At 68.6% G+C, this 13,657-nt stretch carries 16 protein-coding genes; 13 read left to right on the top strand and 3 right to left on the bottom strand.

Annotated features, from left to right (window positions below; all coding sequences use genetic code 11):
- Positions 1–2 precede the first annotated feature (2 nt).
- Entirely contained in the window at positions 3–293 is a 291-nt protein-coding gene (locus tag ABN273_RS30845) for a PLD nuclease N-terminal domain-containing protein (RefSeq protein ID WP_349452570.1), read from the bottom strand.
- A 135-nt stretch (positions 294–428) separates the two neighbouring features.
- Here ABN273_RS30845 and ABN273_RS30840 point away from each other — a divergent pair, with 135 nt between their 5' ends.
- A complete protein-coding gene (locus ABN273_RS30840) occupies positions 429–1,427 on the top strand; it encodes a hypothetical protein (RefSeq protein ID WP_349452569.1) in 999 nt (332 codons plus the stop codon).
- 10 nt (positions 1,428–1,437) lie between these two features.
- Entirely contained in the window at positions 1,438–1,680 is a 243-nt protein-coding gene (locus ABN273_RS30835; RefSeq protein ID WP_349452568.1) for a hypothetical protein, read from the top strand.
- Positions 1,681–1,824: 144 nt separating this feature from the next.
- Here ABN273_RS30835 and ABN273_RS30830 read toward each other — a convergent pair whose 3' ends face one another.
- Positions 1,825–2,046, bottom strand: a complete 222-nt coding sequence (locus ABN273_RS30830) for a BldC family transcriptional regulator (protein ID WP_026214226.1) — start codon at positions 2,044–2,046, stop codon at positions 1,825–1,827.
- Positions 2,047–2,303: 257 nt separating this feature from the next.
- Between ABN273_RS30830 and ABN273_RS30825 the strand changes: the two genes are divergently transcribed.
- Positions 2,304–2,522 (top strand): DUF4229 domain-containing protein, encoded by a 219-nt coding sequence (locus ABN273_RS30825; RefSeq protein ID WP_349452567.1) that lies wholly within the window; start codon positions 2,304–2,306, stop codon positions 2,520–2,522.
- On the opposite strand, the gene ABN273_RS30820 is transcribed toward ABN273_RS30825, so the two are convergent.
- On the bottom strand, positions 2,519–3,724 hold the full coding sequence (locus ABN273_RS30820; RefSeq protein ID WP_349452566.1) for a hypothetical protein: 1,206 nt from the start codon (positions 3,722–3,724) through the stop codon (positions 2,519–2,521). The genes ABN273_RS30825 and ABN273_RS30820 overlap by 4 nt on opposite strands.
- 98 nt (positions 3,725–3,822) lie before the next feature.
- Between ABN273_RS30820 and ABN273_RS30815 the strand changes: the two genes are divergently transcribed.
- The 10 genes from ABN273_RS30815 to ABN273_RS30770 all read left to right on the top strand — a co-directional run.
- Positions 3,823–4,539, top strand: coding sequence for a demethylmenaquinone methyltransferase (locus tag ABN273_RS30815; RefSeq protein ID WP_349452565.1), 717 nt, complete (start codon positions 3,823–3,825; stop codon positions 4,537–4,539).
- A 162-nt stretch (positions 4,540–4,701) separates the two neighbouring features.
- Positions 4,702–5,955, top strand: a complete 1,254-nt coding sequence (locus ABN273_RS30810) for a geranylgeranyl reductase family protein (RefSeq protein ID WP_349452564.1) — start codon at positions 4,702–4,704, stop codon at positions 5,953–5,955.
- 64 nt (positions 5,956–6,019) lie between these two features.
- Positions 6,020–6,415 (top strand): NADH-quinone oxidoreductase subunit A, encoded by a 396-nt coding sequence (locus ABN273_RS30805; RefSeq protein WP_349452563.1) that lies wholly within the window; start codon positions 6,020–6,022, stop codon positions 6,413–6,415.
- 2 nt (positions 6,416–6,417) lie between these two features.
- Positions 6,418–6,969 carry a NuoB/complex I 20 kDa subunit family protein gene (locus ABN273_RS30800; RefSeq protein ID WP_349452562.1) on the top strand — a complete coding sequence of 184 codons (552 nt, stop codon included), beginning with the start codon at positions 6,418–6,420 and terminating at the stop codon, positions 6,967–6,969.
- Positions 6,966–7,670 carry an NADH-quinone oxidoreductase subunit C gene (locus ABN273_RS30795; protein WP_502911155.1) on the top strand — a complete coding sequence of 235 codons (705 nt, stop codon included), beginning with the start codon at positions 6,966–6,968 and terminating at the stop codon, positions 7,668–7,670. The genes ABN273_RS30800 and ABN273_RS30795 overlap by 4 nt, the downstream gene beginning before the upstream one ends.
- Entirely contained in the window at positions 7,667–8,992 is a 1,326-nt protein-coding gene (locus tag ABN273_RS30790; RefSeq protein WP_349452561.1) for an NADH-quinone oxidoreductase subunit D, read from the top strand. Before ABN273_RS30795 ends, ABN273_RS30790 begins: the two co-directional genes overlap by 4 nt.
- Positions 8,989–9,645, top strand: a complete 657-nt coding sequence (gene nuoE / locus ABN273_RS30785; protein ID WP_349452560.1) for an NADH-quinone oxidoreductase subunit NuoE — start codon at positions 8,989–8,991, stop codon at positions 9,643–9,645. The genes ABN273_RS30790 and nuoE overlap by 4 nt, the downstream gene beginning before the upstream one ends.
- Positions 9,642–10,931: an NADH-quinone oxidoreductase subunit NuoF gene (gene nuoF, locus ABN273_RS30780; RefSeq protein ID WP_349452559.1), complete on the top strand. Its 1,290-nt coding sequence runs from the start codon at positions 9,642–9,644 to the stop codon at positions 10,929–10,931. Before nuoE ends, nuoF begins: the two co-directional genes overlap by 4 nt.
- A complete protein-coding gene (locus ABN273_RS30775; protein WP_349452558.1) occupies positions 10,928–13,315 on the top strand; it encodes an NADH-quinone oxidoreductase subunit G in 2,388 nt (795 codons plus the stop codon). The genes nuoF and ABN273_RS30775 overlap by 4 nt, the downstream gene beginning before the upstream one ends.
- On the top strand, positions 13,312–13,657 hold a 346-nt coding region (locus ABN273_RS30770), incomplete at its 3' end, for an NADH-quinone oxidoreductase subunit H (protein WP_349452557.1). The genes ABN273_RS30775 and ABN273_RS30770, both read left to right, overlap by 4 nt.

The raw sequence follows: 13,657 nt of genomic DNA, 5'->3' as shown, positions 1-13,657 counted from the left end.
GCTCAGGCGTCGTCGCCGCGCATGCGGCGGTCGAGGTCGCGCAGGAAGTCGGGGTCGTCGTCCGGCCCCTTCGGCGCACCCGGACCCGGGGGCACGGGCCAGGCGGCGCGCGGAGCACGTGGTCGCCCGCGCGCCATCCAGACGAGACCGCCGAGCAGCGGGATCAGGACGACGATCAGGATCCACAGGGCTTTTGGTACGTTCCGAACCTCATCCTCCGGTGTGGTTACCACGTCGAACAGCGAGAAGAGCCAGAAGGCCAGCAGCGCCAGGCCGATCAGTACACCTGCCATGCCCGAACTGTAAGCCATCCGCGACGTGATCGTGCTTCCCGTTGTCCCATTTCGGGTGACTAGGGGAAGATCCGCGTCGTACCGTGGAAGCCGATGCGGCGCTCTCGCCGGACTCCACAGGCGTTGAGAGGTGCGATGGCCTTTTCTAACTCCAAGGTGTCTGGCGACAAGGGGAGACACCGGCGCGGTCGTTGGTGGCGGCGCGGGTCGTACCTGTTCTCGCGCCGCGGCGAGGCGCCCCCCGACGCCGACCGCTCGTTCTGGTCCAACGTCTCCGAGAAGCACAAGGAGGCCCGTCCAGACGCCAAGGCACGCAAGGACCGCCGGGCGGCCACAGACGCGCCCAGCGGGCGTCCTGAGCGGATGACATGGCCGGGCGAGGAGGCAGGGCGCCCCTGGGACGGGTTCGCGGTGCGCGAACGCCGCGAGAGGCTGCCCGCCGCCGTGGTCGAGCGCCCCCGCTACACCTGGTACGACTTCGAGCTCGACGAGCAGCCAAGGGCCCAGCCCAACCGGCCCGGCGTGCCGTCCATGGGCGACGGCCTGCGCCACTGCGGCAAGCTGGAGAGCATCCTGCACCGCCAGTGGGACGCCAGGCAGGGCCCGCCCTCGGCCGACGTCGTACGCGCCGTGGAGAGCCTTGCCAGGCTGCCCGACCGCCTCAAGGAGAAGCTCGCGGCCGGCCTGGAGGGCATCTACGTCGGCCGCGGCGGCGTCCCCGACCTCGACGACATGGGCTACTTACGCGGCGCCCCGCTCCCGTCGGGCCGCGCGACGTGGGACATCTGCGCGGGCGCGTACGGCGACCGCAAGATCGTCGTGGGCGACCGTCCCTCGCCCACCCCGGACGTGATGATGCACGAGGTCGGCCACGCCATCGACGACATCGACTCGCCTTACGGCGACTGGGTCTCCGATTCGCCGGAGTTCGTCCGCCTCTACAACACGGCCCTGCCGCTGCTGTCCTCCACCTTCCACCGCCAGGGAGGGGGGCTGGGCCGCAAGGAGTTCTTCGCCGACGCCTTCGCCGCCATCGCCTCCCGCCAGCGTCCGGCCCTCGTGGACATGCTCGGGGGAGACACGCGGATGGCGCTCGACATCATGCTCTTCTTCAACCGGCGCTACGGAATCTAGGTGATCGGACATGTACGTCATCCGGCTCGCGGACGGGACCCTGTGCGTGCCGCAGAGCCTGACCAGCGAAGACGGGCGTCTGATCGGCAACGCGTACGTGGAGGTGCGGCCCGGTGACCCCGACTACGAACAGTGGTTGCCCGAGGCGCTGACGGAGGAGGAGGCGGCTGAGCGCCGCAAGCGCTGGGAAGCGGAGAACGACGACCTCGAGCGGGAGTTCCTGGCGTTCAAGGCGGCGCAGGAGGAAGCCTGAACAGGTAGCAGCCGGACAGGCGCCAGCCACGATCGGCGGTTGGCGCCGCTCCATGCTTGCCGTGCGGAAATATGGCCGGGAAGCACGCGAACAGTGCGTTGCGCCGGCGGTGATCCTGCCGTCGCAGGATCACCGTCTGCACGGTCAGACGCGCGGGGACTCACCTGCCGGCCTGTCGGCCGTCAAAACGTCCTCGCCTCGGAGAAGGGCGTGGACTTCCGACTCGCGGAAGCGCCGGTGCCCTCCGGGGGTGCGGATACTGCTGATGCGGCCTGCCGCAGCCCAGCGCGTAACCGTCTTTGGGTCTACCCGGAAGAGGGCGGCAACCTCTCCTGGGGTCAGCAGACGCTCGCTGCTACTCTCCACCAATCTCTCCCCCTCGCATCCCGCTTCCTGCCAGCGGGCGGACAGGTAACCAGTGTGTCGAGCGAAGCCTGATTTATCCGTGGTTTTCGACAAAGATCACGGGTTGTTATCAGCTGACTGCCCGATTGTTATATGATAGAGCCTCTTTGGGGCTCTCGTGGGTGTTTCTTTACGAAACTCCCTGACTGGGAACAGTAGCAGCGCTCGCGTCCGATGCGAAGAGCGACCGGTCCACGGGTCCGAGTAACCTCGAACCTGTGCGTCCCGTTCTCGTTTACACCTTGTCGCGGATCGGCCTGTTTGCGGTGACCCTCGTGGTGCTCTTGCTGCTCGGCCTGCAAAACCCGCTGGTGCTGATCGTCGTGTCTTTCTTGATCAGCGGCATAGCCAGCTACGTCCTGCTCAGCAAGCAGCGCGACGCCATGAGCGAACGTATCAGCAACAAGATCGACCGGCCGAAGCCCGAGGACGACTAGGGCTGAGGGAACATGCCAATCCGGGCATGGTACTCCCGTCCGAGTCGGGTTGTGTCGCTACCGACAAGTAGTCCGCTGGGATGCGCGTAAAACGCCTTCACGCCGATGCCCCGCTCCCGCGTCGGATTCCAACTCAGGGCCTTACCCGTGGTCGGATGAATGGCCCCAATGCCGGGCCGTGACACCGCCCCCGGGCCTGCCGAGTCGCGGCCCCGCGGATTGTCCAACCAGCGCTGATGCCCGCCGACGTAGACCGCCGCGCCCGTCACGCAAACCGAGTAGAGCGAGTCGCCGCCCGTGCTGTTGACCCAGGTGGGCTTGACCCGGGTGCCCTTAGCGTACGTCTCGAATCTGGCGGTCGTGTCGCACATGCCGCCCTTGGGGCCCCCTGTGGTGACGACCGCGAAATAACGCCCGTCGGGCGAGAAATCCAGGCCGCGCACGTACGAGGGGAATGCCGCCATGCACCGGGCCGCGTACGCCTCGGTCCGCCAGGGGGCGACCTTGGCGGTGGGGCCGCTGATGTCGATCAGCCCGAGCTGCGGCCTGGAGTGGCCGCCGAGCGTGGTGAACGAGCCGTCCACGGCGAGCCGATGACGGGTGGCGGCGATCGCGTGGACCTTGACGCTGTCCGCGAGCGGCCCGCCCGGTGTGATGGCGAACGCCGGGTCGGCCGCGCCCGTGGTCGCGTCGAGCCTGGCCAGCGCGGTGCGCGGGCTGATGAAGTCGCCGCCGACGTAAAGCTGCGAGCCCTGTCTGACCAGCGCGTTCACCATGCCGCCGCCGATGCGGGGCGCGAACCCGGTCACGAGCGCGCCGTCGGAGAGCTTGAGCCTGGCCAGCGACCTGGACCGCGTGTTGTTGACGCCGGTGAACTCGCCGCCGACGTAGACGGTGCCGCTGTCGCCGGCGGCCAGGCCGTACACGGGGCCCGGGACGATCGGCGCGAAATCCTGCAGGACGCGGCCTGTGGTCAGGTCGTAGGCGAACAGGTTGGCGCGCGGGTACGTCGTGGTGCGCGCGGCGTCGCTCACCTCGCTGAACGAGCCGCCGACCACGACGGTCCGGCCCACGACCGTGATGGCGTTGACGATGCCGTCGAGTACGTGCGGGGTGCTGTCGACCGGGTCGGCGGAGACCACGTGAACATGCGGCGTGGGGGCCGAGGCGAGAATCGCGGCAAGGGCGACACGGGCAAGCATTCGCCAATTGTTAGCAGACATTCGGTAGTCGGGTGACTACTTTTTGTGTCTGCGGCCTCCACCTGCTGGTGGATGTGGCCTCCCAATAGGCTTTGCCTATGACGCGCGCTCAATTGGACAAACAGCCGGACGAGGTCGCCGCGATGTTCGATCGCACCGCCCGGCGCTACGACCTGGTCAATGACGTGATCTCCCTCGGGCAGGTCAGGCTCTGGCGCAAGGCGGTGGCCGCGGCCATCGACGCGGGGCCGGGCGAGCTCGTGCTCGACCTGGGAGCCGGCACCGGCACGTCCACCGACGCGTTCACCACGCTGGGCGCGCGGGCCATCGCGTCCGACTTCTCGCTCGGCATGCTGCGCACCGGCGTACGGCGCCACGGCGGCAACGCGCTGTCGGGCGACGGGGTGCCGTTCATCGCGGGCGACGCGATGCGGCTGCCGTTCGCCGACGACTCCTTCGACGCGGTGACGATCTCGGTGGCGCTGCGCAACGTGCACGACACCGCGCAGGCGCTGCGCGAGATGCTGCGCGTGACGAAGCCCGGCGGCCGGCTGGTGGTGCTGGAGTTCTCGCATGTCGCCTTCGCGCCGTTCGATCTGGTCTATCGCGAATATCTGATGAGGCTGCTGCCGAAAGTGGCCAAGGTGTTCGGGTCCAATGACGATTCCTACGAATATCTGGCGGAGTCGATCAGGGATTGGCCCGACCAGCGAACGCTGGCCCGGACGATTCAGGAGGCCGGCTGGGAGCGGGTGGCGTGGCGCAATCTCACGATGGGGATCGTGGCCATGCACAGAGGGTTCAAGCCGCAGTGAGACCACATGCGACACGCCGTTCCTCTTGGATCACGGAACGGCCCCCCGACTGCCACTATGTACTGGAAAAGCAGTAGACTGCAGGCCGACAAGTTTGTGAAGGGGTTCACAAAGGAACGAAGGCGGCACACCCCCGAGGCCTTCGAAGGACAGGACAGTCCAGTGACGGTGCCATCAGCCAAGCAGGTAGACGCCGACGTCATCGTCGTCGGCGCCGGTCCCGCAGGTTCCGCAACCGCCTTTTACCTCGCTCGATCCGGGCTAGACGTGCTGCTCCTGGAGAAGACCAGGTTCCCCCGTGAGAAGGTCTGCGGCGACGGCCTCACCCCGCGCGCGGTCAAGCAGCTGCTCAACATGGGCGTCGACGTCGACGCGCCCGGCTGGGTCAGGAACAAGGGCCTGCGCGTCGTCGGCGGTGGCCTGCGGTTCGACCTCGACTGGCCCCAGCTCGAGCGCTTCCCCGACTTCGGGCTCGTACGCACCCGCCAGGACTTCGACGAGATCCTCGCCGCCAACGCGGTCAAGAACGGCGTGCGGATGATGGAGGGCGTCACCGTGACGGGGCCCATCCTCGACGACCGCAGCGGCCACATCGTCGGCGTGACGACCAAGGACGGGCGCGAATACCGCAGCCGCCTGGTGGTGGCCGCCGACGGCAACAGCACCCGTCTCGCCGTGGGCATGGGGCTGCACAAGCGGGAAGACCGGCCGATGGGCGTGGCCGTGCGGACGTACTTCGAGAGCCCGCGCCACGACGACGACTACCTCGAGATCTGGCTGGAGCTGTGGGCGGAGGACAAGCTGCTGCCCGGCTACGGCTGGATCTTCGGCGTCGGCGACGGCACCGCCAACGTGGGGCTCGGGCTGCTCAACACGAGCGCCGAGTTCAAGAACATCGACTACCGGGACCTGCTGCGGCGCTGGTGCAAGGCCATGCCCGCCGAGTGGGAGTTCACCGAGGAGAACATGACGGCCCCCATCCGCGGCGCCGCGCTCCCGATGGCCTTCAACCGGCAGCCGCACTACTCGCGCGGCCTGATGCTCGTGGGCGACTCGGGCGGGTCGATCAACCCGTTCAACGGCGAGGGCATCGCCTACGCCATGGAGACCGGCGAGATCGCCGCCGAGGTCATCGTGAAGGCCCTCAAGGGCACCACCCCCGCGCAGCGCGAACGCACCCTGCGGACCTATCCTCAGGTGCTGAAGGACGCGTACGGCGGATATTTCACGCTCGGCAGGTTGTTCGTCGAGGCAATTGGGAAGCCGGGTGTGATGAGCTTTGGCACCAGGCACGGGCTCCCTCACCCGAGGCTGATGCGCTTCGCCATCAAACTCCTTGGTAATCTCACCGACCGGCGAGGCGATGCGTCCGACATGATCATTAACGCACTCTCAAAGGTCGCCCCACCAGCATGAATCTCAGAACTAACAGATCCGGCTGCGCGCCCGCGCGCGCGGCGACTCCGGAGGAGGCGTAGCGATGGACCTTTACGTGCCCATCCTGGTGCTCGCCGTTCTCGCGGGGGGCTTCGCGATCTTCTCGGTCGCCATCGCTCCCTTCACCGGTCCCAAGCGCTGGAACCGCGCCAAGCTCGACGCCTATGAATGCGGTATCGAGCCGACGCCCCAGCCTGTCGGTGGTGGACGGTTCCCGCTCAAATACATGATCACCGCGATGCTCTTCATCGTGTTCGACATCGAGATCATCTTCCTTTACCCGTGGGCGGTCTCGTTCACGCCGCAGACGAACGACGCGGGCCAGGTGCTCTCCTCAGGCCTGGGGCTGTTCGCGCTCGTGGAGATGCTGCTGTTCATCGTCACCGTGCTCGTGGCCTACGCGTACGTGTGGCGCCGCAAGGGTCTGGACTGGGACTGAAAATGGGACTTGAAGAGAAACTCCCCAGCGGGTTCATCCTCAGCACGGTCGAGGCGGCCGCCGGATGGGCGCGTAAAAACTCCGTGTGGCCGGCCACGTTCGGGCTCGCCTGTTGCGCCATCGAGCTGATGGCCACCGGTGGCCCCCACTACGACCTCGCGCGCTTCGGCATGGAGCGCGCTTCGGCGTCTCCCCGGCAGGCCGACCTGATGATCGTCGCCGGGCGCGTCTCGCAGAAGATGGCCCCCGTGCTGCGGCAGATCTACGACCAGATGGCCGAGCCGAAGTGGGTCATCTCCATGGGCGTGTGCGCCTCCAGCGGCGGCATGTTCAACAACTACGCGATCGTCCAGGGCGTCGACCACGTCGTGCCCGTCGACATCTACCTGCCGGGCTGCCCGCCGCGGCCCGAGATGCTGATCGACGCGATCGTGAAGCTGCACGACAAGATCCAGAACATGAAGTTCGGCGCGCACCGGGCCAAGCAGATCGAGGAGCTCGAGCTCCAGGCGCTGCGCCCGCTGCCGCTGATCGACCAGGGGGCCGCGAAGTGACTTCGCCCGACAACCTCCCCGGCAGCCCGGACAGCGGCGAGACCCCCGAGGTCCCGGTTCCCGCAGTGCCGGAATCGCCGATCGCCAGGCACGGCATGTTCGGCGCCCAGGACTCCGGCGACACCTCCGGCTACGGCGGCCTCGTCGTGCGCCGGGCGCCGCAGCTGTCCACGCCCCGCCCGTACGGCGGCTACTTCGACGAGATCGTCGACGCCCTCGGGCTCGACGACGCCATCGAGCGCGTGGTGGTCGACCGCGGTGAGTTGACCCTGCACGTCAAGCGCGAGCGGCTGGTCGAGGTCTGCCAGAAGCTGCGCGACGACCCCGCGCTGCGTTTCGAGCTCTCGCTCGGCGTGTCCGGCGTGCACTACCCGCACCTGGCGGGCGAGGAGCTGCGCGCGGTCATCCACCTGTGCTCGGTCACCTACAACCGGCGCGTGCGCGTCGAGGCCAGCGCACCCGACGCCGACCCGCACATTCCATCGACCGTCGGCGTTTACCCTGGTCACGACTGGCATGAGCGCGAGACGTACGACTTCTTCGGGATCATCTTCGACGGTCACCCCGCGCTCACCCGGATCATGATGCCGGACGACTGGGACGGACACCCCCAGCGGAAGGACTACCCGCTCGGCGGCATCCCGGTCGAATACCGGGGCGCCACCATTCCCTCGCCGGACCAGAGGAGGTCTTACTCGTGAGCACGGCTTACGACGAGGCGACCGAGGGCAAGGTCTACTCGGTCAACGGCGGCGACTGGGACCAGGTCGTCACCGGGGCGCGCGACACCGAGGAAGAGCGCCTGGTCGTCAACATGGGCCCCCAGCATCCGTCCACGCACGGCGTGCTCCGCCTGGTCCTGACGCTCGACGGTGAGACGGTGACCGAGGCGCGCAGCGTCATCGGCTACCTGCACACCGGCATCGAGAAGAACATGGAGTTCCGGACGTGGACGCAGGGCACCACGTTCGTGACCCGCATGGACTACCTCTCGCCGATCTTCAACGAGACGGCGTACTGCCTGGGCGTGGAGAAGCTGCTCGGCATCGAGGACCGCATCCCGGACCGGGCGCAGGCCATCCGCGTGATGATGATGGAGCTCAACCGCATCTCCTCGCACCTGGTCGCGATGGGCACGTTCGGCATGGAGCTGGGCGCGACCACGCCGTTCCTGTTCGGCTACCGCGACCGTGAAATGATCATGGACCTGTTCGAGTACATCACAGGTCTGCGCATGAACCACGCCTACATCCGGCCGGGCGGCGTGAGCGTCGACCTGCCCGCGGGCGCGGTCGACAAGATCGGTGAGTTCCTCAAGGAGATGCCCAAGCGGATCAAGGACATCCGCAAGCTCCTCGACGAGAACCCCGTCTACCTGCGCCGCACCAGGGACGTGGGCTACCTCGACCTGACCGGCTGCATGGCCCTGGGCATCACCGGGCCGATCCTGCGCGCCGCCGGTCTGCCGTGGGACCTGCGCAAGTCGCAGCCGTACTGCGGCTACGAGACGTACGAGTTCGACGTCGCCACCGAGCGCGGCTGTGACGTCTACTCGCGCTACCTCGTGCGCATGAAGGAGATGGAAGAGTCCCTCAAGATCGTCGAGCAGGCCCTGGACCGCATCGCGGGTCCGCTCAAGGGTGACCCGGTGATGATCGAGGACAAGAAGATCGGCTGGCCCGCGCAGCTCGCGCTCGGCCCCGACGGGTTCGGCAACTCGCCCGACCACATCGCCCACATCATGGGCACCTCGATGGAGGCGCTCATCCACCACTTCAAGCTGGTGACCGAGGGCTTCCGGGTGCCGGCCGGGCAGGCGTACGCCAGCATCGAGTCGCCCAAGGGCGAGCTCGGCGCCCACGTGGTCAGCGACGGCGGCACCCGCCCCTACCGCGTGCACTTCCGCGAGCCGTCCTTCTGCAACCTGCAGGGCTTCCCCGCGATGGCCGAGGGCGGCCAGGTCGCCGACGTGATCGCCGCGGTGGCTTCTATCGACCCCGTCATGGGAGGTGTGGACCGGTGACCTACTCACCGGATGTCCGTGAGCGTCTTGAGAAGGACGCCAAGGAGATCATCGGGCGCTACCCGAAGACGCGGTCCGCCCTGCTGCCGCTGCTCCACCTCGTGCAGTCGGAGGACGGCTACGTCTCCGACGACGGGCAGGAGTTCTGTGCGGAGCTGCTCGGCATCAGCAAGGCCGAGGTCACGGGCGTCGCGACCTTCTACACCATGTACAAGCGCAAGCCCGCCGGCGACTATCACGTCGGCGTGTGCATCAACGCGCTGTGCGCGGTCATGGGCGGCGACCAGATCTGGGACGAGCTGTCCGAGCACGTCGGCGTCGGTCACGAGGAGACGACCTCCGACGGCAAGGTCTCGCTGGAGCGCCTCGAGTGCAACGCGGCCTGCGACTTCGCCCCGGTCATGATGGTCAACTGGGAGTTCTTCGACAACCAGACCCCCGAGTCGGCCAAGCAGCTCATCGACGACCTGCGTGACGGCAAGGACGTGCGGCCGACCCGCGGCCCGAAGAAGCTGTGCACCTTCAAGGAGGCCTCGCGCGTGCTCGCCGGCCTGCCCGACGAGCTGGCGGGCGACGGCCCGTCGGCCGCCGGCGCCTCGCTCGAGGGCCTGAAGGTCGCCAAGGCCAACGGATGGAAGGCCCCCGAGGCATGAGCACGACTTTGACACCGGTCCTGACAGCGAACTGGGACCAGCCCAACTCCTTCAGCATCGACGTCTACGGCGAGTACGAGGCGGCGAAGAAGGCGCTGGGCATGGACCCCGACGCCGTCATCCAGGCCGTCAAGGACTCCGGCCTGCGCGGCCGCGGCGGCGCGGGCTTCCCGACCGGCATGAAGTGGGGCTTCATCCCGCAGGGCGACGGCAAGCCGCACTATCTCGTCGTCAACGCCGACGAGTCGGAGCCGGGCACCTGCAAGGACATCCCGCTGATGATGGCCAACCCGCACGCGCTGGTCGAGGGCATCATCATCACCTCGTACGCGATCCGGGCCAACCACGCCTTCATCTACGTGCGCGGCGAGGTGCTCCACGTCATCCGGCGGCTGCACGCGGCCGTGCGGGAGGCGTACGAGAAGGGCTACCTCGGCACCGACATCTTCGGCTCCGGCTTCGACCTCGAACTGGTCGTGCACAGCGGCGCGGGCGCCTACATCTGCGGCGAGGAGACGGCGCTGCTCGACTCGCTCGAGGGCTTCAGAGGTCAACCGCGACTCAAGCCCCCGTTCCCCGCCGTGGCGGGCCTGTACGCCTCGCCTACTGTCGTGAACAACGTCGAGTCGATCGCCAGTGTTCCCTCGATCATCGGCAACGGCGCGGACTGGTTCGCCGGGATGGGCACCGAGAAGTCCAAGGGCTTCGGCATCTTCTCGCTGAGCGGCCACGTCACCAGGCCCGGCCAGTACGAGGCGCCGCTCGGCATCACGCTGCGCGAGCTCCTCGACATGGCGGGCGGCATCAGGGCCGGCCACCAGATCAAGTTCTGGACCCCGGGCGGCTCCTCCACGCCGATCTTCACCGACGAGCACCTCGACGTGCCGCTCGACTTCGAGGCGGTCGGCGCCAAGGGCTCCATGCTCGGCACCCGCGCCCTGCAGATCTTCGACGAGACCACCTGCGTGGTCCGCACGGTGCTGCGCTGGACCGAGTTCTACGCCCACGAGTCCTGCGGCAAGTGCACGCCCTGCCGCGAGGGCACGTACTGGCTCAAGCAGGTGCTCAAGCGCCTGGAGAAGGGCCAGGGCACCGAGGATGACCTGGCCACGATCACCGACATCGCGGACAACATCCTGGGCCGCTCGTTCTGCGCCCTGGGCGACGGCGCGACCAGCCCGATCCACTCCTCCGTGAAGTACTTCCGCGACGAGTACCTCAAGCACTTCGAGATCGGCGGCTGTCCGTTCGACCCGAAGAAGTCCACTCTCTGGGGTGAGCAGTGACAGTCGTAGAGACCGAGACGAACCTGGTGACCCTGACCATCGACGGGTTCCAGGTCAGTGTCCCCAAGGGCACGTTGATCATCAGGGCAGCCGAGCTGCTGGGCATCCAGATCCCCAGGTTCTGTGACCACCCGCTGCTCGACCCGGCGGCCAACTGCCGCCAGTGCCTCGTCGACATCCCCGACGCGGGCAACGGCCGCGGCTTCCCCAAGCCGCAGCCGTCGTGCGCGATCGAGGTGGCCGAGGGCATGGTCGTGCAGACGCAGCTCACCTCGCCGGTCGCCGAGAAGGCGCAGCGCGGGGCCATGGAGCTGCTGCTGATGAACCACCCGCTCGACTGCCCGGTCTGCGACAAGGGCGGCGAGTGCCCCCTGCAGAACCAGGCCATGTCCAACGGCCAGGGCGAGTCCAGGTTCCAGGAGCAGAAGCGGACCTTCCCCAAGCCGCTGCCGCTGTCCACGCAGGTGCTGCTCGACCGCGAGCGCTGCGTCCAGTGCGCCCGGTGCATCCGCTTCTCCGACCAGATCGCCGGTGACCCGCTCATCGAGTTCTTCGAGCGCGGGGCCAAGGAGCAGGTGCGGGTCGCCGACGGCAAGCCGTTCAACTCCTACTTCTCCGGCAACACGGTGCAGATCTGCCCGGTCGGCGCGCTGACCGGCGCCGCCTACCGGTTCAGGGCCCGCCCGTTCGACCTCGTCTCCACGCCGAGCGCGTGCGAGCACTGCGCCTCCGGCTGCGCCCAGCGCACCGACCACCGGCGCGGCCGGGTCACCCGCCGCCTGGCGGGCAACGACCCGCAGGTGAACGAGGAGTGGAACTGTGACAAGGGCCGCTGGGCCTTCACCTACGCCCAGCAGCCCGACCGGCTCAAGACGCCGCTGGTCCGCAACGAGGAGGGCGTGCTGGTGCCGGCCTCGTGGCCGGAGGCGCTGACGGTGGCGGCCGAGGGCCTGGCCAAGGCGCGCGGCAAGGCCGGCGTGCTGGTCGGCGGCCGGGTCACGGTCGAGGACGCGTACGCGTACGCGAAGTTCGCCCGGATCGCCCTGCACAGCAACGACATCGACTTCCGCGCCAGGCCGCACTCCACGGAGGAGGCGCAGTTCCTGGCCCACGCGGTGGCCGGCAAGGGCATCGAGATCAGCTACACCGACCTCGAGAAGGCGCCCCACGTGCTGCTCGTCGGGTTCGAGCCCGAGGAGGAGTCGCCGATCGTCTTCCTGCGTCTTCGCAAGGCGTGGAAGAAGAAGGGGCTCAAGGTCACCTCGATCGCCCCGTTCGCCTCCCCCGGGCTGGAGAAGATGGGCGGCACGCTCATCCGCACCGCGCCGGGCGGCGAGGCGGACGCCATCGGGGACCTGGTCGGCACGCTGGCCGAGGGCACGGTCGTGCTCGCGGGAGAGCGCCTCGCCACCGTGCCGGGCGCCCTGTCCGCCCTCGTACGGCTCGCCAACGCCTCCGACGCCAGGCTCGCCTGGATCCCGCGCAGGGCGGGCGAGCGCGGCGCCGTCGAGGCCGGCGCGCTGCCCAACCTGCTGCCGATCGGCCGCCCGGTCGACGACGAGACCGCCAGGGCCGAGGTCGCCAGGGCGTGGGACGTGGCCTCGCTGCCCGCCACGCCGGGCCGCGACACCTCCGGCATCCTGGCGGCCGCCCGCGCCGGCGAGCTGGACGCCCTGGTCGTGGCCGGTGTCGACCCGTACGACCTGGCCCATCCGGCGGCGGCGCTCGAGGCCCTCGAGCACACGCCGTTCATCGTCAGCCTGGAGATCCGCGCCAGCGCCGTCACCGACCGCGCCGACGTGGTCCTGCCCGTCGCCGCGGTTCAGGAGAAGGGCGGCACGTTCGTCAACTGGGAGGGCAGGGGCCGCTCGTTCGAGGCGCCGCTCAAGGTGCCGGGCCTGCAGAGCGACCTGGCCGTGATCGGCAACCTGGCCGACCGGATGGACGTCCACCTGGGCCTGCCGGACGCCAAGGCCGCCAGGCGCGAGCTGTCCAGCCTGGGTGCGTGGCGCGGCAGCCGCGTCACCGCGCCGCACACCGCCACCCGCGCCCAGGTCGCCCCGGCGGCCGGCGAGGCGCTGCTGGCGACCTGGCACCTGCTGCTCGACGAGGGCAGGCTGCAGGACGGCGAGCCGTACCTCGCGGGCACCGCCCGCGCCGCCGAAGCACTGGTCTCCGAGAGCACGGCAGCCGAGCTCGGCGTCGCCGACGGCGACAAGCTCGTCGTGGGCGGCCGCGGAGCCGACACCGTGACGCTGCCCGTGCGCGTCGCCGACCTGCCGGACCGCGTGGTCTGGGTGCCGACCAACTCCGGCGGCTGCTCGGTCACGCGCGACCTGCGCGCGGTGGCCGGCGACATCGTCACCATCGGGAGCGCCTCATGACCCACGTTCTCGCGGCCGATCCCACCCTCGCCGACTTCGGCAAGGACCCGCTGTGGATCACGATCATCAAGGCCGTGCTGCTCTTCGCCTTCCTGATGCTGGGCATCCTGTTCGGCGTCTGGTTCGAGCGGAAACTCATCTCCAGGATGCAGAACCGGTACGGCCCCAACCGGGCCGGCAAGTTCGGCCTGCTGCAGTCGGTCGCCGACGGCCTGAAGATGGGGCTGAAGGAGGACCTCTTCCCGCGGACCGTGGACAAGGTGCTCTACCTGCTGGCCCCGGTCATCATGGTGGTGCCGGCGTTCCTGGCCTTCTCGATCGTGCCGTTCGGGCCGATGGTCA

It is taken from the genome of Nonomuraea sp. B19D2 (genome assembly GCF_040137845.1).
Taxonomy (GTDB): domain Bacteria; phylum Actinomycetota; class Actinomycetes; order Streptosporangiales; family Streptosporangiaceae; genus Nonomuraea.
The sequence above is the reverse complement of the archived record's forward strand: the minus strand, read 5'-3'. Positions and strand labels throughout refer to the sequence as shown.